General features: G+C 71.8%; 25 protein-coding genes and 3 tRNA genes. 12 read left to right on the top strand and 16 right to left on the bottom strand.

The window, feature by feature from the left end; genetic code table 11:
* Window positions 1-114: 114 nt before the first annotated feature.
* The 3 genes from AB0F40_RS08425 to AB0F40_RS08415 all read right to left on the bottom strand — a co-directional run bounded on the left by AB0F40_RS08425 (window position 115) and on the right by AB0F40_RS08415 (window position 757).
* A tRNA-Lys gene (locus AB0F40_RS08425) sits at window positions 115-187 on the bottom strand.
* A gap of 106 nt (window positions 188-293) precedes the next feature.
* A tRNA-Lys gene (locus AB0F40_RS08420) sits at window positions 294-369 on the bottom strand.
* Between the two features lie 91 nt (window positions 370-460).
* Window positions 461-757, bottom strand: a complete 297-nt coding sequence (locus AB0F40_RS08415; protein ID WP_253870496.1) for a co-chaperone GroES — start codon at window positions 755-757, stop codon at window positions 461-463.
* A 148-nt stretch (window positions 758-905) separates the two neighbouring features.
* Here AB0F40_RS08415 and bcp point away from each other — a divergent pair, with 148 nt between their 5' ends.
* The 3 genes from bcp (at window position 906) to AB0F40_RS08400 (ending at window position 2,800) form a co-directional block, all read left to right on the top strand.
* Complete coding sequence (gene bcp, locus AB0F40_RS08410) at window positions 906-1,385, top strand: thioredoxin-dependent thiol peroxidase (protein ID WP_357465666.1); 480 nt, start codon at window positions 906-908, stop codon at window positions 1,383-1,385.
* Between the two features lie 90 nt (window positions 1,386-1,475).
* On the top strand, window positions 1,476-2,699 hold the full coding sequence (locus AB0F40_RS08405; RefSeq protein WP_357465665.1) for an acyl-CoA dehydrogenase family protein: 1,224 nt from the start codon (window positions 1,476-1,478) through the stop codon (window positions 2,697-2,699).
* Window positions 2,700-2,718: 19 nt separating this feature from the next.
* A tRNA-Leu gene (locus AB0F40_RS08400) sits at window positions 2,719-2,800 on the top strand.
* Between the two features lie 102 nt (window positions 2,801-2,902).
* On the opposite strand, the gene trxA is transcribed toward AB0F40_RS08400, so the two are convergent.
* On the bottom strand, window positions 2,903-3,265 hold the full coding sequence (trxA, locus tag AB0F40_RS08395) for a thioredoxin (RefSeq protein ID WP_357465664.1): 363 nt from the start codon (window positions 3,263-3,265) through the stop codon (window positions 2,903-2,905).
* Between the two features lie 114 nt (window positions 3,266-3,379).
* Between trxA and AB0F40_RS08390 the strand changes: the two genes are divergently transcribed.
* Window positions 3,380-3,952, top strand: coding sequence for an NUDIX hydrolase family protein (locus AB0F40_RS08390; protein WP_357465663.1), 573 nt, complete (start codon window positions 3,380-3,382; stop codon window positions 3,950-3,952).
* A gap of 105 nt (window positions 3,953-4,057) precedes the next feature.
* On the opposite strand, the gene AB0F40_RS08385 is transcribed toward AB0F40_RS08390, so the two are convergent.
* From AB0F40_RS08385 to AB0F40_RS08375, 3 genes are all read right to left on the bottom strand, one after another.
* On the bottom strand, window positions 4,058-5,689 hold the full coding sequence (locus tag AB0F40_RS08385; RefSeq protein WP_357465662.1) for an ATP-binding cassette domain-containing protein: 1,632 nt from the start codon (window positions 5,687-5,689) through the stop codon (window positions 4,058-4,060).
* A 147-nt stretch (window positions 5,690-5,836) separates the two neighbouring features.
* Window positions 5,837-7,507: a sodium:solute symporter family protein gene (locus AB0F40_RS08380; protein WP_357465661.1), complete on the bottom strand. Its 1,671-nt coding sequence runs from the start codon at window positions 7,505-7,507 to the stop codon at window positions 5,837-5,839.
* Window positions 7,504-7,848 (bottom strand): DUF4212 domain-containing protein, encoded by a 345-nt coding sequence (locus tag AB0F40_RS08375; RefSeq protein ID WP_357465660.1) that lies wholly within the window; start codon window positions 7,846-7,848, stop codon window positions 7,504-7,506. The genes AB0F40_RS08380 and AB0F40_RS08375 overlap by 4 nt, the downstream gene beginning before the upstream one ends.
* Before the next feature lie 318 nt (window positions 7,849-8,166).
* On the opposite strand from AB0F40_RS08375, the gene AB0F40_RS08370 reads away from it, so the two are divergent.
* From AB0F40_RS08370 to AB0F40_RS08340, 7 genes are all read left to right on the top strand, one after another.
* A complete protein-coding gene (locus tag AB0F40_RS08370; protein ID WP_357465659.1) occupies window positions 8,167-8,592 on the top strand; it encodes a hypothetical protein in 426 nt (141 codons plus the stop codon).
* A gap of 9 nt (window positions 8,593-8,601) precedes the next feature.
* Window positions 8,602-8,967, top strand: coding sequence for a hypothetical protein (locus tag AB0F40_RS08365; RefSeq protein WP_357465658.1), 366 nt, complete (start codon window positions 8,602-8,604; stop codon window positions 8,965-8,967).
* Complete coding sequence (locus tag AB0F40_RS08360) at window positions 8,964-10,694, top strand: cation acetate symporter (protein ID WP_357465657.1); 1,731 nt, start codon at window positions 8,964-8,966, stop codon at window positions 10,692-10,694. The genes AB0F40_RS08365 and AB0F40_RS08360 overlap by 4 nt, the downstream gene beginning before the upstream one ends.
* Window positions 10,681-12,072, top strand: coding sequence for a histidine kinase (locus AB0F40_RS08355; protein ID WP_357465656.1), 1,392 nt, complete (start codon window positions 10,681-10,683; stop codon window positions 12,070-12,072). Before AB0F40_RS08360 ends, AB0F40_RS08355 begins: the two co-directional genes overlap by 14 nt.
* Before the next feature lie 4 nt (window positions 12,073-12,076).
* Entirely contained in the window at window positions 12,077-12,898 is an 822-nt protein-coding gene (locus AB0F40_RS08350) for a LytTR family DNA-binding domain-containing protein (protein WP_357465655.1), read from the top strand.
* 109 nt (window positions 12,899-13,007) lie between these two features.
* Window positions 13,008-14,219 carry a sulfotransferase gene (locus tag AB0F40_RS08345; protein ID WP_357465654.1) on the top strand — a complete coding sequence of 404 codons (1,212 nt, stop codon included), beginning with the start codon at window positions 13,008-13,010 and terminating at the stop codon, window positions 14,217-14,219.
* Between the two features lie 9 nt (window positions 14,220-14,228).
* Window positions 14,229-14,618, top strand: coding sequence for a DUF3054 domain-containing protein (locus tag AB0F40_RS08340; protein ID WP_357465653.1), 390 nt, complete (start codon window positions 14,229-14,231; stop codon window positions 14,616-14,618).
* 76 nt (window positions 14,619-14,694) lie between these two features.
* On the opposite strand, the gene AB0F40_RS08335 is transcribed toward AB0F40_RS08340, so the two are convergent.
* The 9 genes from AB0F40_RS08335 to AB0F40_RS08295 all read right to left on the bottom strand — a co-directional run bounded on the left by AB0F40_RS08335 (window position 14,695) and on the right by AB0F40_RS08295 (window position 22,747).
* Window positions 14,695-15,378, bottom strand: coding sequence for a non-canonical purine NTP pyrophosphatase (locus tag AB0F40_RS08335; RefSeq protein WP_357465652.1), 684 nt, complete (start codon window positions 15,376-15,378; stop codon window positions 14,695-14,697).
* Window positions 15,375-16,130, bottom strand: coding sequence for a ribonuclease PH (gene rph, locus AB0F40_RS08330; protein ID WP_357465651.1), 756 nt, complete (start codon window positions 16,128-16,130; stop codon window positions 15,375-15,377). The genes AB0F40_RS08335 and rph overlap by 4 nt, the downstream gene beginning before the upstream one ends.
* A 25-nt stretch (window positions 16,131-16,155) precedes the next feature.
* Window positions 16,156-16,983 (bottom strand): MBL fold metallo-hydrolase, encoded by an 828-nt coding sequence (locus AB0F40_RS08325; RefSeq protein WP_357465650.1) that lies wholly within the window; start codon window positions 16,981-16,983, stop codon window positions 16,156-16,158.
* Window positions 16,983-17,786, bottom strand: coding sequence for a glutamate racemase (murI, locus tag AB0F40_RS08320; RefSeq protein WP_357465649.1), 804 nt, complete (start codon window positions 17,784-17,786; stop codon window positions 16,983-16,985). The genes AB0F40_RS08325 and murI overlap by 1 nt, the downstream gene beginning before the upstream one ends.
* A gap of 101 nt (window positions 17,787-17,887) precedes the next feature.
* Complete coding sequence (locus AB0F40_RS08315) at window positions 17,888-18,658, bottom strand: DUF2017 family protein (protein ID WP_357465648.1); 771 nt, start codon at window positions 18,656-18,658, stop codon at window positions 17,888-17,890.
* Complete coding sequence (clpS, locus tag AB0F40_RS08310) at window positions 18,655-18,963, bottom strand: ATP-dependent Clp protease adapter ClpS (protein ID WP_357465700.1); 309 nt, start codon at window positions 18,961-18,963, stop codon at window positions 18,655-18,657. Before clpS ends, AB0F40_RS08315 begins: the two co-directional genes overlap by 4 nt.
* A gap of 118 nt (window positions 18,964-19,081) precedes the next feature.
* Window positions 19,082-20,530 carry a nicotinate phosphoribosyltransferase gene (locus AB0F40_RS08305; protein ID WP_357465647.1) on the bottom strand — a complete coding sequence of 483 codons (1,449 nt, stop codon included), beginning with the start codon at window positions 20,528-20,530 and terminating at the stop codon, window positions 19,082-19,084.
* Window positions 20,531-20,639: 109 nt separating this feature from the next.
* Window positions 20,640-22,448: a DEAD/DEAH box helicase gene (locus AB0F40_RS08300; RefSeq protein WP_357465646.1), complete on the bottom strand. Its 1,809-nt coding sequence runs from the start codon at window positions 22,446-22,448 to the stop codon at window positions 20,640-20,642.
* Window positions 22,445-22,747: a DUF3039 domain-containing protein gene (locus AB0F40_RS08295; RefSeq protein ID WP_357465645.1), complete on the bottom strand. Its 303-nt coding sequence runs from the start codon at window positions 22,745-22,747 to the stop codon at window positions 22,445-22,447. Before AB0F40_RS08295 ends, AB0F40_RS08300 begins: the two co-directional genes overlap by 4 nt.
* Before the next feature lie 100 nt (window positions 22,748-22,847).
* On the opposite strand from AB0F40_RS08295, the gene AB0F40_RS08290 reads away from it, so the two are divergent.
* Window positions 22,848-24,290, top strand: a complete 1,443-nt coding sequence (locus AB0F40_RS08290; protein WP_357465644.1) for an ATP-binding protein — start codon at window positions 22,848-22,850, stop codon at window positions 24,288-24,290.
* The last annotated feature ends 2 nt before the right edge of the window (window positions 24,291-24,292 follow it).

Below are 24,292 nucleotides of genomic sequence, written 5' to 3'. Positions count from 1 at the left end.
GGAAGGAACCTGGATGATTTGCCTGGTCAGGGAGCCGAGAGGAGCGGGTGAAGTTCTGGACGGGTCCGGGAACGACGAAGGCCCCCACCGTGGTGGGGGCCTTCGCTGTGTGGGTGCGCCATCATGGACTCGAACCATGAACCCGCTGATTAAGAGTCAGCTGCTCTGCCAATTGAGCTAATGGCGCCTGCGACGGAAAGATTACCAGGGCCGGGACCCTCTGGCGCACCGATTTCTCCGCCTCACGGCCGCCCTCACCACCGCCCCGAGAGGGGGGTGCCGGACCGCCGCGTTGGTGCGCCATCTAGGACTTGAACCTAGAACCCGCTGATTAAGAGTCAGCTGCTCTGCCAATTGAGCTAATGGCGCGCAACGGAGTGAAACACTACCAGGACCAGCAACGTCACCGGTAACCGAACGAGCAGCCCGGCCCTGTGAACTGCACGACAGCCCGACCTGCCTACAGGTACAGGCCGGTCGAGCCGTCCGCCTCGTCGCGCTCGGCCACGCCGTGCACGTCGCGCTCCCGCAGGAGCACGTAGTCCCGGCCCGCGAGGTCCACCTCGGCACGCTCCTCCGGGTCGTACAGGACCCGGTCGCCCACGTCGACCTGCCGCACGTGCTCGCCCTTGGCCACGACGGTCGCCCACGCGAGCCGCTTGGGCCCGACGGCGGTCGCCGGGATCACCAGGCCGGCCGTCGACTGCCGCTCCGCCGAGTCCGTCTCGGGCTCGACCAGGAGCCGGTCGTGCAGCATGCGGATCGGCAGGGTGCCGGGCTTCGTAGCGGCGTTCGTCACAGCGGGGATGCTCACAGGACAACGCTACGCGACCGGCGGACGGGGTTGTCCACAGGTCCGGCCCGGCGGACCGCCGTCGGCCCACGAGGCGGCTACCGTTACGGGCATGACCACTCGTCTCGAATCCGGGGACAAGGCTCCCGACTTCAGCCTGCCCACCGCCGACGGCACCACCGTCCGCCTCGCCGACCTCGCGAGCGGCACAGACAAGGGCGTCATCGTGTACTTCTACCCGGCCGCGGCGACGCCGGGCTGCACCAAGGAGGCCTGCGACTTCCGCGACTCCCTGGCCTCGCTGCAGGGCGCCGGCTACGCCGTCGTCGGCATCTCCCCCGACAAGGTGGCGAAGCTGACGAAGTTCGCCTCCGCTGAGGCGCTGACCTTCCCGCTCGCGTCCGACGAGGACCACGCGACGCTGGAGGCGTACGGCGCCTGGGGCGAGAAGCAGAACTACGGCAAGACGTACGTCGGCGTCATCCGCTCGACGTTCGTCGTGAACCCGGACCTGACCGTGGCCGAGTCCTTCTACAACGTCAAGGCGACCGGCCACGTGGCCCGGATCCGCAAGGTCCTCGGGCTTGACTGAGCCGGAGGTGCAGCGAAGGGTGAGGGCCGAGGAACGAGGCACTCGCCCGGAGCGAAACCGCAGACTCAATCAAGAGAGGCAGAGCTGAGCATGGGTTCCCCCGCCGACCTGCTCGACCTCGACGCCGAGCTGAGCGACGCAGAGCTGGCCACGCGCGACCGGGTGCGCGAGTTCGTGGACCGCCGTGTCCGGCCGAACATCGCCGGCTGGTTCGCCGACGCCCGCTTCCCGCAGGAGCTGGTCCCGGAGCTGGGCGAGCTGGGCCTGCTCGGCATGCACCTGGAGGGGTACGGCTGCGCCGGGCGGTCCGCCGTCGAGTACGGGCTGGCGGCGCAGGAGCTGGAGGCGGGCGACTCCGGTATCCGCACCTTCGTGTCGGTGCAGGGTTCGCTGGCGATGTCGGCGATCCACAAGCACGGCTCCGAGGCCCAGAAGCAGCTGTGGCTCCCCCGCATGGCGACGGGCGAGCTGGTCGGCTGCTTCGGGCTCACCGAGCCGGGCGCCGGGTCCGACCCGGCGAGCATGACCACGCGCGCCCGGTTCGAGCCGGGCAGCGAGGGCGGCGACGCCGGCGGCGAGTGGGTGCTGGACGGCGCCAAGCGGTGGATCGGCATGGCCTCGTTCGCGGACGTCGCGATCATCTGGGCCAAGGTCGCCGAGCCGTCCGACGACGGCGGCGCGCGGGACCGGGTGCGCGGATTCATCGTGCCGACGTCGGCGCGGGGGTTCACTGCGGTGCCCATCGAGCCGAAGCTGTCGATGCGCGCGTCCGTGCAGTGCGACATCACCCTGGACGGCGTCCGCGTGCCGACGAACGCGCTCCTGCCGGAGCACCCCGGCCTGGCGGGCCCGTTCGCCTGCCTGGACGAGGCCCGGTACGGCATCGTGTGGGGCACCGTCGGCGCCGCGCGCGACGCGTTCGAGTCAGCACTGGCCTACGCCAAGGAGCGCGAGCAGTTCGGCACGCCGATCGCGGGCTTCCAGCTCACGCAGGCCAAGCTCGTCGACATGGCGCTGGAGATCACCAAGGCGCAGCTCATGGCGCTGCACCTCGGCCGCCTCAAGGACGCCGGGCGCCTGGAGGGGCACATGATCTCGGCGGGCAAGCTGAACAACGCGCGCATCGCCATCGAGGTCTGCCGCGAGGCACGGACGGTGCTGGGCGGCAACGGGGTCACGCTGGACCACTCGCCCATGCGGCACGCGAACAACCTGGAGTCGGTGCGCACCTACGAGGGCACGGACGAGGTGCACACGCTGGTGCTCGGCCGGCACATCACGGGGCTCGCGGCATTCCGCTGTTCTGCCCGCTGACCCGTAGACTGACCGCCGCGCGCGAGTGGCGTAATTGGCAGCCGCGCCAGGTTTAGGTCCTGGTGTCTTCGGACGTGCGGGTTCGAGTCCCGCCTCGCGCACCTGTGCTCTGCTGGTAGGTCCGCTTCGAGCATGCGATCAGGCATGCTCCAGGGCTCTGGACCATGCCTGATCGCATGCTGGAGGAGGACCTTCGCAGCGCGTCAGTTCTGCTGCGCGGCGAGGTCCTTCTTCACGGCCTCCATGTCCAGGCCGCGGACGGCCTCGACGACCTCGGCGAGGCCCTTGGCGGGCAGCGCGCCCGCCTGACGGAAGACCAGCACGCCGTCCCGGAACGCCATGAGCGTGGGGATCGACGTGACCTGCGCGGCCGAGGAGATGCCGGGGTTGGCGTCCGTGTCGACCTTGGCGTGCACGATGTCGGTGTTCTTGTCCGAGGATGCCTCGAAGACGGGACCGAACATCTTGCACGGCGGGCACCAGGTGGCCCAGAAGTCGACGAGGACGATCTCGCTGTCGCTGACGGTCTTCTCGAACGTGGCGTCGGTGATGTCGACGGTGGCCATGTCTCGTTTCCTCTCGTTGAACGTCTCCTTGGTGCAGCACAGCGGCGCCCTCGGCTATTCCACACGCGGCGCGGGGATCGGCACCGCTCGGCCCGACCTGGTAGAACGGACCCCGTGACGGACACTGCCGACTACCCATCCGACGACGACTTCTACCGCGACCCGTCCCAGGTGTCGGGGTGGCTGACCGACGAGGACCTCGCGGTCGTGCGGGCGCAGCTGCCGCTCGTGTACGTCGACGCCGTCCCGGTCCGGGTCGACGACTCGGGCGACGTGGTCGCCGTCGGGCTGCTCCTGCGGGCGAACACCCAGGGCACGATGACGCGTGCCGTGGTCTCGGGGCGCGTCATGTATCACGAGCGGGTCCGCGACGCGCTGCTGCGGCACATCGAGAAGGACCTCGGTCCGGTGGCGCTGCCGCAGGTCCCGCCGTCGCCGCAGCCGTTTACGGTGGCCGAGTACTTCCCGACACCGGGCATCACCGCTTTCCACGACCCGCGCCAGCACGCGGTCTCGCTCGCGTACGTCGTGCCCGTCACAGGCGACTGCCGTCCGCAGCAGAACGCCCTGGACCTCGCCTGGCTGACGCCGGAGGAGGCCTGCGCCGACGACGTCCAGGCCGAGATGATGAACGGTCAGGGCATGCTGCTCAAGCAGGCGATGGCCCACGTGGGCCGGCTTCCGTGAGGTCGTCCTCGCAGAGGTCCGCTTCTACCCAGCGATCGGGCCCGAAATCGACGACAGTTCGGGCTTAATCGCTGGGTAGACGACAGCTTCGGGCCCGACCGGGCCCTAGCTCAGGTCCAGGACCGGCCAGTCCTCCAGGTCCGAACGCATGCGCCGGTCGTGGGTGGCCACCACCACGGCGCAGGGCGTGACCTGCAGGGCACGGGTCAGCTCGTCGACGAGGTCGATCGACAGGTGGTTCGTCGGCTCGTCCAGCAGCAGCAGGTGCGGCGCGTGCAGCAGCGCCCGCGCCAGCTCGAACCGGCGCCGCTGCCCCGCGGACAGCTCGGCGAGCGGCCGGTCCAGGTCATCCTCGCTGAGCAGGCCGAGACCCGCGACGGGCACCACGTGGTCCGGGTCCAGCTCGCCGGAGGAGAGCAGCCGCAGCGCCTCGTCGGCGTACGTCTCGAAGCCCGTCCGCAGGCGCGCCTTGCCGGTGATGGGCTGGCTCTCCTGTCCCACGACGCCGATGCGCGCACCCGGCGCGAGCGACCGGCTCCCCCGGTCCAGCGGCAGGGTGCCGGCCAGCGCGCCGAGCAGCGTCGACTTGCCGGTGCCGTTCGGCCCCACGATGAGCAGCCGGCCCGACGGCGGGATCGCGATCCGCGTGCCCGGCAGGTCCACGCGGGCGCCGCCGTCGTCCCCGACGCGCGGCGAGCGCACCTCCACGACCGGGTGGCTGGGGTCCCAGCCAGGTGACATCGCCGGCAGGTCCGGGAACCCGAGCTCCACGGGCGGCACCGGAACCTCGATGGCCTCGGCCTCGAGCTTCTGGACGAGCCGGTCGGCTGCCTTGACGTGGATGCGGGCGTGCGTGGCGCGGCGGTGCTTCTGCGAGCCCTTCGCCGGGCGCCACTCGTCGGACAGCCCCTCGTAGGACTCGTCCAGCCGTTCGGCGAGCGCGGCGGCCCGCTTCCGCTCAGCCCGGTAGCGCTGCCTCCAGCGGTGCAGCGCCTGGTTCTTCGCGAACCGGTAGGCCAGGTAGCCCGGCTGCCCGTACAGCACCGGCTTGCCGTCCCAGGAGGGGTCGAGGTCGAGGATCGCGGTGGCGACGTCGTCGAGCAGCTCACGGTCGTGGGTGACGAGCACGACCCCGCCGCGCCACGCCACGAGCTCGCCCGTGAGGAACTCGATGGCGGAGTCGTCCAGGTGGTTGGTGGGCTCGTCGAGCAGGAGCAGGTCGGACCGTTCCGCCAGGCGGCACGCGAGGCGCACCCGGAACCGCTCCCCCACGCTGAGCTGGTCGAGCCGCCGGGCGGGGTCGCGCGGAGCGCCGAGCCGCGTGAGCGCCACCTCGACGCGCCGGTCGGCGTCCCAGGCGGCGAGGTGCTCGGCGAGCGAGAGGGTGCGCTCCAGCACCGCGAGGTCGCCCGACCCGTGGTCGAACGCGGCGGCAGCGGCCTCCAGCTCGGCGGCCGCCGCCCGCAGACCGTCGAGCGTGCTCGCGACCAGGTCGCCGATGGTCTGACCCGGCGTGGGGTGCAGCTCCTGCTCGACGAGGGCGACGGTGCCCTGCCGGCGTACCGCGCCCGACCGTGGCTGCAGGTCGCCCGCCAGGAGATGCAGGAACGTGGACTTGCCGGACCCGTTCTCCCCCACGACGCCGAGGCGCGTGCCGTCGTTCACGGTGACGCTCACACCGGCCAGCACGTCCCGCCCCGGGTACGCGAAGGCCAGTTCCTGGGCGACGAGGTGCATCCGCCAAGCCTACGGGCCGTTCAGTGCGGGGCGGTCAAGGAACGGACGGTGCCCGACGCCGGACGGCGTCGGGCACCGGAGGACGCCGTGGGTACGCGGCGGGGGGATATCCAGGGGCGGATGTACCGCGTACCCACGGCGAGGTGATCAGGCAGCGGTCTCCGTCCGACGGGTGGCGGCGGGGTACCTGATGTTCTCGACCATCTCCTGGATCTCGTGCGACGGAGGCTTGGTCGCCAGCGACACGATGACCGTGACCACCAGGTTCACGACCGCGCCGATGGCGCCGATGCCCTCGGGGCTCACACCCAGGATGTGGTCGTTGGCCTGCGTGCCGAACACCTCGAGCGTGTAGATCATGTAGGTCGAGGTGAAGACGAGACCCGCGAGCATGCCGGAGACGGCTCCCGCCGCGTTCGTCCTCTTCCAGAAGATCCCGAGCAGGAGGATCGGGAAGAAGGTCGACGCGGCGAGCCCGAAGGCGAAGGCGACCACCTGGGCCACGAACGCCGGCGGGTTGATGCCGAAGTAGATGGCGACCAGCACGGCGATCCCCATCGCGATCCGGCTGACGAGAAGACGACGGGCCTCCGACGCGTGGTGGTCCACGTACCGGAAGTACAGGTCGTGGGACGCCGACGACGAGATGACCAGCAGCAGCCCGGCAGCGGTCGACATGGCGGCCGCGAGGCCACCCGCCGCGACGAGCCCGACGATCGGTGCGGGCAGGCCCGCGATCTCCGGGCTGGCGAGCACCAGGATGTCGTTGTTGATGATCAGGTCGGCACCGGAGGTCGGGTCGTTGCTGACCGTACCGATCGTGTCGACGCCGTCGCCCACCGTGACCAGTCCGGTCGCCATCCAGTTCTGCACCCAGGACGGCAAGGCGTCGACGGCGGCGCCCTGCACGCCCGAGAGCAGGTTGAGCTTGGTGAACGCCCCAACGGCCGGGGCCGTCGTGTAGAGCAGACCGATGAAGACGAGGGCCCACAGGGCCGAGTAGCGCGCGCCGCGAACCGTCTTGGTCGTGTAGAACCGGATGATCACGTGCGGCAGGCCGGCGGTGCCGATCATGAGCGACAGGGTCACCAGGAAGACGTCGAGCTGCGGCCGGGCGGTGAACGCCTCGGTGTAGACCGGCAGCCCGAACTCCGCGCCGATCCGGTTCAGCTCGGCGAGGATCTCGCCGAACGAGATCTGCGGCACCGGGAAGCCGGTCATCGTGTGCGCGACGGCCCAGGCCGGGATCAGGTACGCGACGATCATCACCGTGTACTGGGCCACCTGGGTCCAGGTGATGCCCTTCATTCCGCCGAACACCGCATAGGCGAAGATGACCGCGGCCGCGATCGCCACGCCGGCCGCCTGCTCCACCCCGAGGAACCGGGAGAACACGATGCCGCCACCCGCCATCTGCCCCACCACGTAGGTGAACGACACGATGATGGCGACGACGGCGGCCACCGACCGCACCGTCTCGGAGAACCGGTCACCGACGAACTCCGGGACGGTGAACTTGCCCCACTTGCGCAGGTACGGCGCGAGCAGCAGGGCGAGCAGCACGAAGCCACCCGTCCAGCCCATGAGGTAGACGGACCCGTCCGACCCGAGGAAGGCGATGAGGCCGGCCATCGAGATGAACGACGCCGCGGACATCCAGTCCGCCGCGACGGCAGCGCCGTTCGCGACGGCGGGGATGTTCTGCTCGGCGACGAAGAAGCCCTTGGTCTCCTTCACCCGGCTGCGCCAGGCGATGCCGATGTACAGGGCGAACGACGCCGCGACGAAGATGAGCGCCCAGGTCTGGATGTCACTCATGACCGGCTCCCGTCGTCGTTGCGCTCGCTGACGCCGTACTGGTCGTCAAGCTTGTCCATGCGCAGGGCGTAGATGAGGATCAGCAGGATGAACGTGTAGATCGAGCCCTGCTGGGCGAACCAGAACCCCAGTGGGAAGCCGCCGATCACGATCTCGTTGAGCTGGTCGACGAACAGGATCCCCGCGCCGAACGAGACCACGAACCAGACGACGAGCAGTACCACCATCAGGCGGAGGTTCTTCTTCCAGTACTCCTTGCGCCAGCCGTTCTCCGGCAGCGCGGCGCCCCCACCGCCCGACGGCGGCGCACCACCGGGAGGTATCTCGTTCGTGTCGGCCATGTCTCGACGCTCCTTTGCGTGTCGTGGTGCGGCCCCGCGGCATCTGCGGCGTGCCCGTGCCGGGACGCACTGTGGTGCGGATCACAACTGCCCCTGAGCCTGAGCCAAGGGCAGGCACCCCCGGCGGCGCAAGGCCCGACCCGCCGGACGGTGGCCGTGACCCCGCGAGCGGTCGCTCCGGGCGGCGAACGGTGCCGGACAACTTCACCCGACCGCTCGGGGAGCGTTCTTGACCGTTCGCGGACCCCGACCGGCCGTTCGGCAGGGTGCTCCCTGCCAGGGGTCCCGAGATGACCCGGGCAGCCCTACGATCGCCCTATGTCCTCGACGTCGAGCACTTCCGGTACCGCCGTGCGCCGCCGCGCGTTCCATCCCGGCAGCCTGGCGATGGTGATCGGAGGGCTGTGCGTCATGATCGGGTCGGTACTGCCCTGGATCAGCACGCCGCTGGGGCACATCCCTGGTCACGCGAGCTACCTCGGCTGGGCGACGATGGCAGCGGCGCCCCTCGCGTTCGCGGGCGCTGTGCTGCCGTTCCGGCGGGTGGCGATCGGCCACTGCCTGGTCGTCGCGGCACCAGCCGTGCTCGCCGTCGTGTGGCAGATCGTGCAGATGGTCGAGGTCAGCGCAAGCACCGACTCCTGGGGCAAGGTGTGGCCCGGCATGGGGCTGGTCATGATCGCCGGTGGCGTCGTGATCCTCGTGCGCACCGCCTGGCGGATGCGCCACGCGTCCGACGCATAGCCTCGTTCCATGGATCGTCCCATGGAGCACGACGACGACGGCGTCGACGAGCACGACACCCCGGCCGAGGTCGATGCGGCGTTCCGCACGCTGCGGCGCGTCGCGATCGCCCACTTCGTGCTGTTCCTCGCCGCCGTGATGGGGGTTCCCGCCCTGTCGCTCACGCTCGGCTGGTGGTCGGGCGGGCGCCTGGCCGGCGGGATGAGCCCCGGCTTCGCCATGGCGGCGTTCGGGCTGTACGGGTTCTTCCTGGTGATCGGGCTCGCGGCGGCCACGCTCTCGTCGGCGGTCGAGGCCCGCATGCTCGGTGGCCGCAACGACCAGGGCACCGACTACGCGGGGGACCCCTACCCGAGCGACGGCGAGCTCCAGTGACCATCACGAGCGCCGGCACGCTGGCGATCCTCATCGCCGCCGTGGCCCTGGTCACGCTGGTCGTGCGACCACGCGGCGTCTCCACGGTGGACTTCTATCTCGCCGGGCAGCGGGTCGGCGTCGCCACGAACGCCCTGGCCATCTGCGGGGACTACTTCTCCGCCGCGTCGTTCCTCGGCGTCGCCGCGGCGGTCTACGTCTCGGGTCTCGACGGCGTCTGGTACGCCGTCGGGTTCGCCGCCGGGTTCGTGCCGGTGCTGCTGTTCGTCGCCGCACCGCTGCGCCGGTTCGGCGAGTTCTCCATCCCCGACTTCCTGGGGCGGCGCCTGGCCTCGGAGCGTGTGCGGCTGGTCGCCGTCGGCGTCGTCCAGACGGTCATCCTCGTCTACCTGGTGCCGCAGGCAGTAGGTAGCGGCATCACGTGGCAGCTCCTGGTGGGACACGGGCTGCCCGGCCTCTCCGCGTACGCGACGGGCGTGGTGCTCTCGACGGCGGTAGTGGCGGGGCTCGTCGCGTTCGGCGGCATGCGCGGCACCACGTGGACCCAGGCCATCCAGTTCCTCCTGCTGCTCGGCGCCCTCGTCTGGCTGGCTGTCGCGGTCGCCGGGTCGGGGTTCCACTACTCCGAGGCCGTCGCGGACCTGTCCGCGGAACCGCTGGCCAATCCCGTGCACGGCGACGCGGGATGGCACCTGCAGCCCGAGAGCAACCAGCTCGACCCGGGCGCACCGGCGACCTTCGGCCAGCCCGGCGCCGCGTACGGACCGCTGGCGCAGTTCGCCCTCATCCTCACGCTCGTCATGGGCACGGCGGGCCTGCCGCACGTGATGAACCGCTACTTCACCAGCCCCACCGGCACCGCCGCGCGGATGACGACGGTGTGGGTGCTCGGCCTGGCCGGCCTGTTCTACGCCCTCGCCGTCATGCTCGGCACGGCCGCCCGGCAGCAGATCGCCGCGGCCGTCGAGCACCACCCCTGGCTCGAGGAGCTCACCGTCGACGGCGTCCTGCGCGTACCGGAGCACGCCCTGCCCGTGCTGGGCCGCATCTACGGCGGCGACTCCGGTCTCGCCGTCGTCGCGGCCGGTGCCCTGGTCGCCGTGATGTCCACGATCGCGGGGCTCCTGCTCGCGGCCGCCGCGTCCTGGGGGCACGACGTCTACGAGCGGCACATCAACCCGCGTGCCACCCAGAGCCAGGCGGTGTGGGCCGGCCGCGCGAGCACCGTGGTCGCCGCGCTCGCGGCCGGCGCGCTCGCCATCGCCATGCAGCCCGACGACCCCAGCCCCGCCGTCCCGTCCATCGTCGCGGCGATGGTGACCTGGGCGTTCGCCATCGCCGGGTCGGCACTGACCCCGGTGTTCGTGCTGGCCATCTGGTGGCGGGGAACGACAGCCGCCGGGGCGATCGCCGGCATGTCCGTCGGCGGCCTGGTGTCCGTGAGCATGTTCGTGGTGGGTGCCCTGCCGGTCGGGCCGGGTCTCGGCGAGACGCTGGTGACGCCGACGCTCGTGGCGGCGCCGTTGGCCGCGCTGGTCACGTGGCTCGTCTCGCGTGCGACGACCCCGCCGGCCGACGTCGAACGGCAGTGGCTGGTGCTGCACGGCACCGCGGCGGACCGGCATGCCGAGCGCCTGGCACGGCTCACCATCGCGAGCGCCGAGCCGACGCGACGCCGGCGCGGTCGCGGGACCCGACGACAAGGAGACCGTGATGCGGACCGGTAGCGCGATCTTGGCCGGCACGATCGGCGTCACCTGGGCGGTGGTGTACCTGGTGACCCAGGTGTTCGTGTCGCCGCCGCTCGGCGTGGGCACCACCGTGGCGGCAGGGACCGTGGCATCCGTGCTGCTCGTGCTCGGCTACCCCTCCGCGCTGCGCGGGCCGCGCGCGGCCCGGACCCTGCGGCGCTGGTCCCAGCCCCGGGGTGGGTCCGACCCGCGGCCGGGGCCGGGGCCCGGGCCGGACGAGCGTGGCGGCGAGGGCCGCGGCGTCGAGCGGTCGCGACGTCGGATCGTGGCGGGCGGGCGCCGCATGCCGCTCCGCTCCGGCCTGACCGCCGACGCCGCGCGCCGCACGGCCGAGCTGCTGCGCCCACTGCTGGGTGGCGACGCCGTGGTGATCACCGACCGGGAGCGGAACCTGGCGTTCGTCGGGCCGGGCTCCGACCACCACCAGGCGGGCGGCCTGGTGCGCGCCACCTCCGTGCGGAGCGCCATCGCCAAGGGACGCACCGTGGTGTCCCGCCGGGCATCGAGCATGGGGTGCGACGACCCGGACTGCCCGCTGCGCAGCGGCGTCGTCGTCCCGCTCGTCGTGGGCGCTCGCGTGGTGGGCACCATCGGCGTGTTCCGCACGCACGACCGGCCCACGCCACGGGACCAGGTCGAGGACATGGCGAGCATCCTGTCGCTGCACCTGGAGCTGGCCGAGGCGGACCGCGAGCGCAAGCTGGCGTCGGACGCCCGGCTCGACGCCCTGCGGGCCCAGATCAACCCGCACTTCCTGTTCAACATCCTGAACACGATCGCGTCGAAGTCACGGACGGATCCGGACGAGGCGCGCCAGCTGCTCCTGCGCCTGTCGGACTTCTTCCGGTACGCCGTGCGGCAGGAGGGCCAGCTCGCGGAGTTCGCGCAGGAGTACTTCTTCGTGCGCACGTACCTGTCGCTGGAGCAGGCCAGGTTCGGGGACCGCTTGCGCGTGCGGTACGACATCGACCCGCAGGTCCTCACGGCGCACGTGCCGGTGCTGACCATCCAGCCGCTGGTCGAGAACGCCGTGAAGCACGGCCTGGCGGACAAGGTCGAGGGCGGCACGGTCACGCTCAGGGCCCGGGTGGACCCCCTGACCCGCACGACGTCGATCCGGGTGACCGACGACGGCGTCGGCATGACCGCTGACGTGCTCGACGGGCTCGGGGCCGGGGCCGGCGCGACGCGGGCCGGGACGGGCGCCCGGGGCGAGGAGGGCGCCCGCGGCGGCGTGGGCCTGCAGAACATCTCCGAGCGGCTCACGGCGCTGTTCGGCGAGCGGTTCACCCTGGACATCCAGTCGACGGCGGGCGCGGGAACGGTGGTGGAGGTGCGGGTCCCGCTACGCTGACGCCATGCGCCCCCGCGCCCTGATCGTCGACGATGAGGCCCCGGCCCGTACCGAGCTGCGCTATCTGCTGGAGGAGCTCGGGCAGGTCCAGGTGGTCGGTGAGGCCGCGAACGGTGAGGAAGCACTCCTGCTCCTGCGGTCCCTTCCCTACGACCTCGTGCTGCTGGACATCCGCATGCCTGGCGGCAGCGGTCTCGAGGTCGCCTCCGCGCTGCGCGACCTGCCGCATCCGCCCCAGGTCATCTTCACCACCGCCTACCCGGACCACGCCGTCGAGGCGTTCGACCTCGCCGCGGCGGACTACCTGGTCAAGCCGTTCGACGCCGACCGCCTGTGCCGTGCCGTGGCGCGCGCGCTCGAGCATGCCGGCACCGACGACGCGCAGGAGGCTCTGGCCGGGTCGAGCGGCCCGTCCGGTGCGGGGCCGGCCGGCTCGCCGAACGGTGGTTCGTCGAACGGTGGTTCGGCGGGACGGCGCGGCGGCGAGCCGGAGCCCCTCGCCCGCGTCCCCGTGCAGCGTGACGGCCGCACGGTGCTCGTGGACCAGTCGGCGATCGTGTACGCGAGCGCCGCGCGCGGCTACTCGTACCTCAAGCTGGCCGACGAGCGCCTGCTGGTCACGTTCTCCCTGAACGAGCTGGAGCGGCGGCTGCACGGGCACTTCTTCCGGTCCCACCGGTCGTACCTGGTGAACCTGAACCACGTGCGCGAGCTGGTCCCTGACTTCAAGGGTGCCCTCGTGGTGGTCATGAACGACCGACAGCGCAGCCGGGTCGAGGTGTCCCGCCGTCAGGCCAGCGAGCTGCGCCGTCGGCTGGGCGTCTGACCGCGCGGACTCGGCGCGAGCCTGGTTTTCCTTTACCCGAAACATCCTGTACGGGACGATATGAGGCAGTCGTCCTGCCTGCCGGCGCGCGCCCGACCTTGGAGAAGACGTGTCCCAGACCACGCCTGCCCTTCGCCTGACCAACCTGTTCCTCACCCCCGGCACCCGCACGCGCAAGGACCCGGACGCCGTGTTCGACCGCCTGGTCGCGCGCGCCACCCGGGGCCGCACACCGCTGAGCGCCGAGTACGCGGCCGACCTCGACCACCTCCGGCTGGTCCTCCGCGCCTTCGCCGGCTTTCCCGGCCTGAGCCCGCTCGGCTGGATGGCGGGGCAGGCGCTGGTGGAGTCCCGCGTCCGGAACCGCGCGGTGGTGGGCGACCTGCACGCCCGCCATCCCGAGATCGCCGACCAGCCGGTGGAGGCGCCGGTGTTCGTGGTCGGCATGCCCCGTACGGGCACCACCCTCACCTACAACCTCCTGTCCCGGTCGCCTGCCCACCGTGGGCCCAAGCTCTGGGAGATGACCCACCTGGGCCTGGCCGTCGACAGCGGCACCGAGGCCGCGCTGATCCGGCGCACCCGGAAGAAGTACGCCATGGTGTCGCGGCTCAGTCCCACGTGGGACACGATCCACCCGCTCTACGCGGAGGCAGAGGAGGAGGACACCTTCATCAGGGCCCACTCGGAGCTGCACGCCTCCGCCGTGCCCGTGCCCGGCTACGTCGAACGCCTGCGGACCTTCGACCACCGGCCGGACTACCGGTTCCTGCGGGACGCGCTCCAGGTGCTCTCGTACGAGCGCCCGGCCCGTCGGTGGGTGCTGAAGCACCCGGCGAACCTCTTCCACATGTCCGCGATCCGCGATGTGTTCCCCGACGCCCGCTTCGTGTGGACCCACCGGGCGCCGGAGGTCGCGCTCGCGTCACTGTGCTCGCTGGCCGAGGCCGCGGAGCGCCTGCACCGGCACCCGGACGCCGTCGACCTGGCCGAGACCGGCCGCACGTGGCTGGAGATCATGTCCGACGGGGTTTCCCGGGCCCTGGCCCAGCGCGCCGAGCTGGGCGCCGACGTCGTGCTCGACCTGCCGTACGAACGCCTCACCGGCGACCCGGGCACGGTGCTGCCGGAGCTGTTCGGGCGGCTCGGCGCGCGGTGGGGGGCCGAGGACGAGGCGAACCTGACGGCCGCCCGCGAGGCGCCGAGGCAGCGGGCACCGCACCAGTACTCCCTTGAGCGGTACGGGCTGGCACCGGACGACGTACGGACGGCGTTCGCGGACTACCTGGAGCTGCTCCCGGCCCTGCCGCGCGGTGCCTAGGATGCGGTGGTGAGTACTACCCGAGTTCTGGTCTGGCCCGCTGTCGTGGCCGACGCCGCCTGTGTCCTGGTCTTCGCGGTCACCGGCATCGCGTCGCACGACGAGTCGTTGCTGACCGCCCTCGGCCGCGTGGTCTGGCCGTTCGCGCTGGCCGCCGCGATCGGCTGGGTCCTGACCCGGGCCTGGCGCGATCCGGCCCGGGTCTGGCCGACGGGTGTGGTCATCTGGCTCGTGACCGTGCTCGGCGGGCTGCTGCTGCGCGGCGTGTCGGGCCAGGGCCTGGCGTGGACGTTCGCCCTGGTGACAGCACTGTTCCTGGCCCTGACGATGCTCGGCTGGCGCGGCGTGGTGGCAGCGCTAGGCCGCCGCCACGCCCTGGCACCAGGCGGAGCTGAGTGAGATCGGTCGCATGGGATGAGATCGGTCGGTTGACTGACCGATCTCATCCCATCGGACCGAACTCAGCGAGGTCCGGTCAGTCTGAGCCCAGCACCTCGAGGATCAGCGGCGCCAGCGCCCGGAACGCCTTGCCCCGGTGCGAGATCGCGTTCTTCTCCTCGGGGCCGAGCTCCGCGGCGGTCCGACGGCGGCCGCCGTCGGCCGTCGCACCGCCCCCGGCTCCTTCCGCGCCCGGGACAGTCTCGCCCGGCGCAGTCTCGTCCGGGACCAGGATCGGGTCGTAGCCGAACCCGTTGGCCCCCCGCGGCGCGGTCTCCAGCACGCCCCGCATCTCGCCGAGCCGCACCTCCTCGCGCCCGTCGGGCGTGACCAGCGCGGCGGCGCACACGAAACCGGCCTGGCGGTGCTCGGGGCGCACGTCCCCGAGCTGTCCGAGCAGCAGCTCGAGGTTGGCGACGTCGTCACCGTGCTTGCCGGCCCAGCGGGCCGAGAAGATCCCGGGGGCGCCGCCCAGCACGTCGACGGCCAGCCCGGAGTCGTCGGCGACGGCAGGCAGCCCGGTCGCCGCGCAGACCGCGCGCGCCTTGATGAGCGCGTTCTCGGCGAACGTCACGCCGTCCTCGACCGGCTCGGGGGCGCCCAGATCGCCCGAGGTGACCAGGCCGCCGTCGGGCAGCTCCAGACCGGCCGCGGCAAGGATCGCCCGCAGCTCGCCGACCTTCTTGGCGTTGTGCGTCGCGAGGACGATCCGGGCGGTCACCCGATCTCCCGCGCGAGGGCTTCCTGCTGGACCTTGGCGAGCTCGGCCGTGCCTCCGACGGCGAGGTCGAGCAGCGAGTCGAGCTCGGCGCGGTCGAACGGCGCGTGCTCTGCGGTGCCCTGCACCTCGATGAACTTGCCTGCTCCGGTGACCACCACGTTCATGTCGGTATCGGCGCGCACGTCCTCGACATAGGGCAGGTCGAGCATCGGCGTGCCGTCGATGATGCCGACGGACACGGCGGCCACGGAGTCGGCGAGCACCTGCTTGCCGCCCTTGATGTGCCCGTGCCGGCGGCCCCACGCGATCGCGTCGACGAGGGCCACGTAGGCGCCGGTGATCGCGGCGGTGCGCGTGCCGCCGTCGGCCTGGAGCACGTCGCAGTCCAGCACGATGGAGTTCTCACCGAGCGCGCTCATGTCGACGACGGCGCGCAGCGAACGACCGATGAGCCGCGAGATCTCATGCGTGCGGCCACCGATCTTGCCCTTGACGGACTCGCGCGGGCTGCGCTCGTTGGTAGCGCGCGGCAGCATCGCGTACTCGGCGGTGACCCAGCCCTCGCCGGATCCCTTGCGCCAGCGCGGCACGCCCTCGGTGAACGACGCGACGCACAGCACGCGAGTGCGCCCGAACTCCACGAGGACCGACCCCTCGGCCTCGTCGAGCCATCCCCGGGTGATCTTCACGGGGCGGAGCTGGTCGGTGGCGCGCCCGTCGGCGCGGACGATCGTGTTGGTGCTGGAGGTCATGCGCCCACCCTAGCTACCCGACACGTCAGAGCTCGTAGATCGTGCCCGGCTCCGCGACGTCGACCGGGCCCGCGAACGAGCCGCGCGCCTCCGCCAGGGAGTCCGCGGGGTCGTTCCAGACGGGCAGGTGCGTGAGCAGCAGACGGCGGGCACCCGCGTCGGTCGCGACCTGACCCGCGCGGCGGCCGGTGAGGTGGATGCCGGGCTCGACGCCGTCGTCGCGGCCCTCGAGAAAGGCGGCCTCGCTGAGCAGCAGGTCCACGTCGCGCGCCAGCTCCACCACAGACGGGCACGCGTCGGTGTCGCCGGTGTACGCAAGGGTCGTCGTACCGCCGGACACCGACGGTCCCGTCACCCGCACTCCGTACGTCTCGACGGGATGGAACACCCGGTGCGGCTCGATCGTGAGGGGCCCCACCTGGACCGCCGGATGCTCCGCCCACGACCGGAAGGCGAAGTCGTCGTCCATGGACTCCCCCTCGCTCAGCCCGTAGGACAGCGCGACGTGCCGCTCCGCCGTCGACGGGCCGAAGACGGGCAGCGGCGCGTCCCGGGGACCCGTCCGCAGCGAGCCGCGCTCGGGGTGGTACCGCAGGTACACGTACAGCCCCGAGAGGTCGGCGCAGTGGTCGGGGTGCAGGTGCGAGATCGACACGGCGTCGAGCTCCATGGGGTCCATGTACCGCTGCAGGGCGCCGAACGCGCCGTTGCCGAGGTCGAGCAGGACGTTCCAGTCGCGTGCCTCGTGGCCCGCTGCCGCCGCTTCCGCGGCCGGCACCCGCACCACGTACGACGACGCGGGCGTCGCGGGCCCCGGGAACGAGCCGGAGACACCGATCGGGATCAGGCGCATCAGACGGCCTCCACGAGCGAGACCTCGGGGCCGAGGAACCGGCTGGCGAGCTGCCCGAAGGGCGCCGGGTCGCCGGTGGTCAGGAACCGGTGCACCGGCTTGCCCGCGTCGGGCGCGCGCTCCAGGTCGTGGGCCACCAGGGTGCGGTACACGTCCTTCGCGGTCTCGTCGGCGCTGGACACCAGCGTGACCTCCTCGCCCATGACGTAGGAGATCGCGCCGGCGAGCAGCGGGTAGTGCGTGCAGCCCAGCACGAGCGTGTCGACGCCGGCCGCCTTCACCGGGTCGAGGTACTCGTGCGCGAACTTCTGCACCTCCTCGCCCGAGGTCCTGCCCTCCTCGACGAAGCGCACGAACTCCGGGCAGGCCTGGCTCGTGATCGTCAGGCCGGGGGTGACGTGGAAGGCGTCGTCGTACGCGCGCGACTGCACGGTGGTGCGCGTGCCGATGACGCCGATCCGGCCCGAGCGCGTGGCGGTCACCGCGGCGCGGGCCGCCGGCAGGATGACCTCGACGACGGGGATGCCGTGGCGCAGCGTGTACCGCTCGCGGGCGTCGCGCATCATCGCCGACGACGCCGTGTTGCACGCGATGACCAGCATCTTCACGCCATCGGCCACGAGCCGGTCCATGGCGTCCAGCGCCATGGCGCGCACCGCGGCGATCGGCTTGGGTCCGTACGGGCTGTTCACGGTGTCGCCGAGATACCGGACCTGCTCGTTGGGCAGCTGGTCCAGGATGGCCCGCGCGACCGTGAGGCCGCCGAGGCCGGAGTCGAAGATCCCGATGGGCGCGTCGTTCACGGGGTGAAGCCTAACGATGACAACGTACTGTCACCCTTGCTCGTGAGCCGTGCCACGCGTGACGCACGACACGTTCGGGCAGGTCAGCGCTTCGACCGAAGTCACTCGGCCCCAGCGGCAGGCCCTGGCGGACGCCGTCCCCGCAGCTCCCCGAGCATCACGTCCATCAGGGTCTCCTGCGCGTACCCCGCCGCGACGAACACCCCGGACCAGAAGCGCCGGGCGGCGCGCCCGTCGGTCGCCACGGGGATCTCGCGGCCGGCCTGCCGGTCCCACATGATCTCGTCGGTGAGCTGCATGACCTGGTCGTCCGACTTCAGACCGAGCCGCTCGGCAATCACGAGCCGCACGTCGGTGAGCGCCCCGGCGAACTGCTCGGCGTCCTCGCGTGGGACCCGCACCGGCGGCGGAGCGCCGTGCCGGCCCAGCGGCGAGGGGGCGTCCTCGCCCGTCGGCAGGTCGAGCAGCGTGGCGAACGCCTCGAGCCGGTCCACCTTCGCCTGTGCGACGTCGTTCTGCGTGAGCCGGCGGAACTCGTCGGCCATCTCCGCGTCGTCCTTGCTCGCGTCCGGCAGGAGCCGCCGCGCCGCGGGGTCCGTCGGAATGCGTCCCACACCGGTGACGCCCGTGAGCCGCGCCAGATCGGCGTCGGTCAGCTCGTCCGGCGCGAGCAGGCCGTTGGCCCACGCCTGCCCCTTGCCGGGAGCGGCGTGCGTCGAGAACCCGAGCTCGCCCCCGTCAGGGAAGAGGTCGAGGCCGGCCTCGTCGCGCAGCATCTCCGCGACGTCGCGCGCCACCCGGGCCAGGACGACCCGTTCCACCGGCTCGAACCTGGCCTCATAGCCCCGCCGCATGGCGCGGAACGGCGTCATGCGGCTCCTCGCGCGCCCGACTGCTGCAGCGTCGCCCACAGACCGAACCCGTGCATCGCCTGCACGTCCACCTCCATGCGTTCGCGTCCGCCGCTGGACACGACCGCGCGACCGTTCTTGTGCACCTGGGTCATGAGCCGTTCCGCCTTGACGCGCGGGTACCCGAAGTAGCTCTCGAAGACGTACGACACGTATGACATCAGGTTCACCGGGTCGTTCCAGACGATCGTCACCCACGGGTCGGCGACCCCCGAGGCGATGTCCACCTCGGTGTCCTCCTCGACGGCCGTCCCGGCTGACCCCATGGGCTTGAGCAGCGGCGGTGGGGAAGAAGTCACAGGTCTCACTCTAGGCGGTTTCGTCCCTCCCCTGGACACCCCTGTACGCAATTTTCGCGAAGTTGTCGCCGGGCTGTGACCTGCGTCAATCGAGGAGGTCGTCCAGGCGGAGGTCCACCGTCGGGATCGCCGGGTCGCCGTCGGACAGCCGGCGTGCGCCACGCGGTAGCTCGGCGCGCACCATGCCATGGTTGATCGCCGCGTTCGCCACCCCGTAGGGGCCCACCCAGCGCGAGTCGACGGCGCCGTCGACGACCATCGGGGCGAGCAGCGGGCGCAGGTCGTCGCTCTGCGGCGTCCACTCCGCCACGGCCGCGTCCGGACCCGTCACCATGATCTCCTCGACGGCGTGCCCGTCGCGGCCGTAGCGGCGTGCGGCGGCCTTGCGCCCGCCCCTTGACGCCTTGTTGGCCGACGCCTTCGCCACCGGCTGCAGCACGCCCGACGAGTCGGCTCGCGCCACCAGCTTGTAGACCATGCCGCAGGTCGGCGCGCCCGACCCGGTCACCACCGACGTCCCGACGCCGTAGACGTCCACCGGCGCGGCGGCCAGGGACGCGATCGCGTACTCGTCGAGGTCGGACGTGACCACGATCTTCGTGTCCCGGGCACCGAGCTCGTCGAGCTGCTTGCGCACCTCCTGCGCCAGACCGCCGAGATCGCCCGAGTCGAGCCGCACGGCGCCCAGCCCGGTCCCCGCCACCTCGACGGCGGTCGCCACGCCCTGCTTCACGTCGTACGTGTCGACCAGCAGGGTCGTGCCGGAGCCCAGCGAGGCGACCTGCGAGGCGAAGGCGTCGCGCTCGGTGTCGTGCAGGAGCGTGAAGGAGTGCGCAGCGGTGCCGATGGTGTCCAGCCCGTACCGCATTCCCGCCTCGAGGTTGGACGTGCCGGCGAAGCCACCGATCACGGAGGCCCGGGCCGCCGCGACGGCGGCCTGCTCGCTCGCCCTCCGAGAGCCCATCTCCAGCACGGGCCGCCCACCCGCCGCGCTCGTCATGCGCGACGCCGCCGAGGCCACCGCCGAGTCGTAGTTCAGGATCGACAGGATCAGGGTCTCCAGCAGGACCGCCTCGGCGAACGTGCCCTCGACCTGCAGCACGGGCGAGCCGGGGAAGAACACCTCGCCCTCGACGTAGCCCTGGATGGTGCCCGAGAACCGATAGTTTGCGAGGTAGTCGAGAGTCCGGCGGTCCACGATGCCGTTCTGCTCGAGATAGGCCAGCTCTGCGTCCTCGAACACGAAGTGTGGCAGCGCTTCCAGGACGCGGCCGGTACCCGCGAGGACGCCGTAGCGGCGGCCCGGTGGCAGGCGCCGGGTGAACACCTCGAACACGCAGTGCCGGTGCGCCGTACCGTCCGCGAGCGCCGCCTGGAGCATGGTCAGCTCATAGCGGTCGGTCAGGAGCGCGACCGACGGGCGCACCGACGGCAGGGGCGCTGCGGGGAGGGGCTGCGGCTCGTCGACACCGTTGTCGAACGCAGGCCACGAGTCTGTGAGCGAGGCGCCGATGCCCCGAAGCTCGTCGGTCATGCACTCACGGTAGGCCAGTGCGGCCACCTGGGTGGCGTGAACAGGGTCATGGCGGCCTCTTGTCTCAGCATGCGGATCGTCGTGCTCTCCTGATACGTCCGGGTCCCGGCTATTTCTGCCCGACGAACCAGCGCCGGACCTGGGCCACGCGTGCCGCGAGCTGGTCGGCGGTCGCGAGGGGCACCTCGGGCCCGCCGCACGTGCGGCGCAGCTCGGTGTGGACCATGCCGTGCGGCTGGCCGCTGCGCTTGGCCCACGCCGACACGAGCTTGGACAGCTCCTTGCGCAGCTCGGCCGCGCGGCGGTGCTCCTGCTCCGAGCGTTCGTTCTCCATCTCGCGGGACGTGGGCGCTCCCCCGCGCGCCTTGAGGTGGTCCGCCTGGCGCTGCCTGAGGAGAGTCGCCACCTGGTCGGGCTCCAGCAGGCCGGGCAGCCCGAGGAAGTCCTGTTCCTCCGCGGAGCCGAGGTCGGCGCTCGTGCCGAACTCGCCGCCGTCGAACAGGACCCGGTCGAACGAGGCCTGGGCGTCCAGCGCCTGGAACGAGCCCTGGGTCAGCTCGCTCGACGCCTTCTCCTCCCGGTTGGCCTCCGCGATGAGCGCGGCCTCCGGGTCGTACTCGATGCCCTGCTCCTCCGCGGTGCGGGGCCGGTCGAGCGCGTGGTCCCGCTCCTGCTCCATCGAGTTCGCCAGGTTCAGCAGGGGCGCGACGCTGGGCAGGAAGATCGACGCCGTCTCGCCCCGCTTGCGGGCCCGCACGAACCGGCCGATCGCCTGTGCGAAGTACAGCGGCGTGGAGGCGCTCGTGGCGTACACGCCGACGGCGAGGCGCGGCACGTCGACCCCCTCCGACACCATGCGCACGGCCACCATCCAGCGGTCCTCGCTCTGCGCGAACTCCTCGATGCGCCCGGACGCACCCTCGTCGTCGGACAGGACGACGGTGGGCCGCTTGCCCGTGATCTCGTGCAGGTGCTTGGTGTAGGCGCGCGCGTTGTCCTGGTCGGTCGCGATGACCAGGCCGCCCGCGTCCGGGACGGTGCGGCGCACCTCGGCGAGGCGCTTGTCCGCGGCCGAGAGCACCGACGGGATCCACTGCCCCTCCGGGTCCAGCGCGGTACGCCACGCCTGCCCGGTCATGTCCTTGGTCATGGCCTCGCCGAGGCGCGCGCTGACCTCGTCGCCCATCTTGGTCCGCCAGCGCATGTCGCCGGCGTAGGACATGAACAGGACCGGGCGGACCACGTGGTCGCGCAGCGCCTCGCCGTAGCCGTAGGTGTAGTCGGCCTTCGAGCGGCGGATGCCCTCGCGGTCGGCCTCGTACTCCACGAACGGGATCGCCGACGTGTCGCTGCGGAACGGGGTGCCGGTGAGCGCCAGGCGGCGGTCCGCGACCTCGAAGGCCTCGCGGACGGCGTCGCCCCAGCTCAGCGCGTCACCGCCGTGGTGCACCTCGTCCAGGATCACGAGCGTGGGCGCGGCCTCCGTGCGGGCGCGGTGCAGTGCAGGCTTGGCGGCCACCTGCGCGTAGGTGAGCGCGACACCGTCGTAGTGGGTGCCGTGCCGACCCTGCGAGTTCTTGAAGTGCGGGTCGATACGGATGCCGACGCGTGCGGCGGCGTCGGCCCACTGGGTCTTCAGGTGCTCGGTGGGGGCTACGACCGTGACCCGCCGGACGATGCCCTGCTCGAGGAGCTCGGTGGCGATGCGGAGCGCGAACGTCGTCTTGCCCGCCCCCGGGGTGGCGACGGCCAGGAAGTCCCGCGGGTTCTTCTCGCGGTAGAGCTCCAGGGCCTCCGCCTGCCAGGCGCGCAGGCTCGACGCCGTGCCCCAGGGGGCGCGGCGTGGAAAGGCAGGGCTGAGCGACGAAGCGGCCGCAGACGACGGTGTGTGGGGCAGCTGCTGCGGCTGGCTCGTCACTTCGCGGAGTCGCCCTCGCCGCCGTCTTCAGGTTCGCGGAGACCGTCGTAGATCTCCTTGCACCGGGGACACACCGGGAACTTCTTCGGGTCCCGGCCCGGGACCCAGACCTTGCCGCAGAGCGCGATCACGGGCTTGCCGCTCATGGCGGACTTCATGATCTTCTCCTTGCGCACATAGTGCGCAAAGCGTTCGTGGTCCCCCGGTTCGGTCTCCTCCCGGGTCTCCTCGCGCTCGAGGACGCTCGTACCGCCCTGCGTACTGGGCTCGTCCTGCGGGTTCGAGAGTGGTTCGGTCATGGCGAGAAGTCTACGCGGGACGACTGACAGCGACTCCACGCGGGGATCAGGGCGCGGAATGGCTTGCGGCAACGTCGGTGACCCCAGATATAACTGACGCATGTCACATCCCCATCCCGAGAGGAGCCTCACTCTGCCCGACGACGGCGCCGCCTCCCCTGCCGATCTCGCCGACAACCTGTCCACGACTCTCTCCACCGGTCTGGCCGACGACCTGGCCGACGACCTGGCCCGCGATCTGTCGGGCGACCTGCCCGAGCCCGTCTGGCCCGACTTCGGCGACAACGACGAGGCCGCCCGCCGTGCGGTGGCCGCTGTGGCCGCCATGCTCGGCCGTCCCATCCCGGAGCGCCCCAAGGACCCCCGCTCGTCGAGCGAGTGGCTCGCCCGCAAGTGGGACGTCGACGAGAGCGCGCTCGTCAACGTCTCGCGCGACATGTCGCGCACCCTGCAGCGGCTGCACGCCTACGCGCTCCAGCGCTGGGTCGAGCGGCACCCGGACGACGTCGCCGTGTTCGGCCCGGGCGGAGCGCCGCAGCGCGCCGCGCTCGATCTCGGCAACGGCACCTCCGTGAGCGTGCCCGCCGTGGCCACGGTCCTCTTCCCCGCCGGGACGGCGTACGAGACGCCGGTGGCCGTCGAGGTGGCCTACCGGTACGGGACGCCCACGATCACCGCCTTCACCCCGCCGGGCGGCCTCGCGCTCGCCGAGCAGGTCCTCGCGGACCTGACCCGCACGCTGGAGACCGACCACCCGTACCGCGGCGGGGTCCTGTCGGCGCGGGCGCCGAGCGGCTCCGTGGAGCTGACGCCGGTCAAGCACACCGTGCAGGTGCGCGGCGACGTCGTGCTGCCCGCCGAGCTGTGGCACGAGGTCGACCTGTTCTGCTCCAGCGTGACCACGCGCCGCGACGCCCTGCGCGCGCTGGGGCACACGACGTCGCGCGGCCTGCTGCTCGCCGGCAAGCCCGGGGTCGGCAAGACCAAGCTCACCCGGGTGATCGCCACGGAGCTCGCGGGACCGCTCACGGTCGTGCTCGTCACGGCGGAGGTGCTGCGCACCTGGATGACCGAGCTGTACGAGGAGATCCGCGGCCTCGGCCCCTGCCTCGTCGTGCTCGAGGAGATCGACTCGGTGGCGTCGAAGGGCTCACGCGGCGAGACCTCGTTCGCCGAGTTCCTCGACGCCCTCGACGGCACCCGCAGCTCGGACGACGTGCTGACCGTCGCCACCACGAACGACCCCGAGTCCCTCGACCCGGCCGTCAAGCGGCCCGGCCGCTTCGACACCATCATCGAGGTGCCGCCGCCCGACCAGGCGGGGCGCACGGAGATCCTGCGGCTGTTCCTGCCGCCGGACGCCGCCGTCGACGTCGCCCAGGTGGCCTCCTACCTGGACGGCGCGACGGGTGCGGACCTGCGCGAGGTCGCCCGCCGCTCGATCCTGGAGCACGGGCCGGACGGGCTGACGACCGACCGGGTCACCGACGTGGCGACGTCGGGCCGGTGGCGTCCCGCCCCGGTGGCGGGCAACTACCTCTGACG

It is taken from the genome of Promicromonospora sp. NPDC023987, from assembly GCF_040639055.1.
Taxonomy (GTDB): domain Bacteria; phylum Actinomycetota; class Actinomycetes; order Actinomycetales; family Cellulomonadaceae; genus Promicromonospora.
This window is presented reverse-complemented; position numbering and strand designations above follow the sequence as displayed.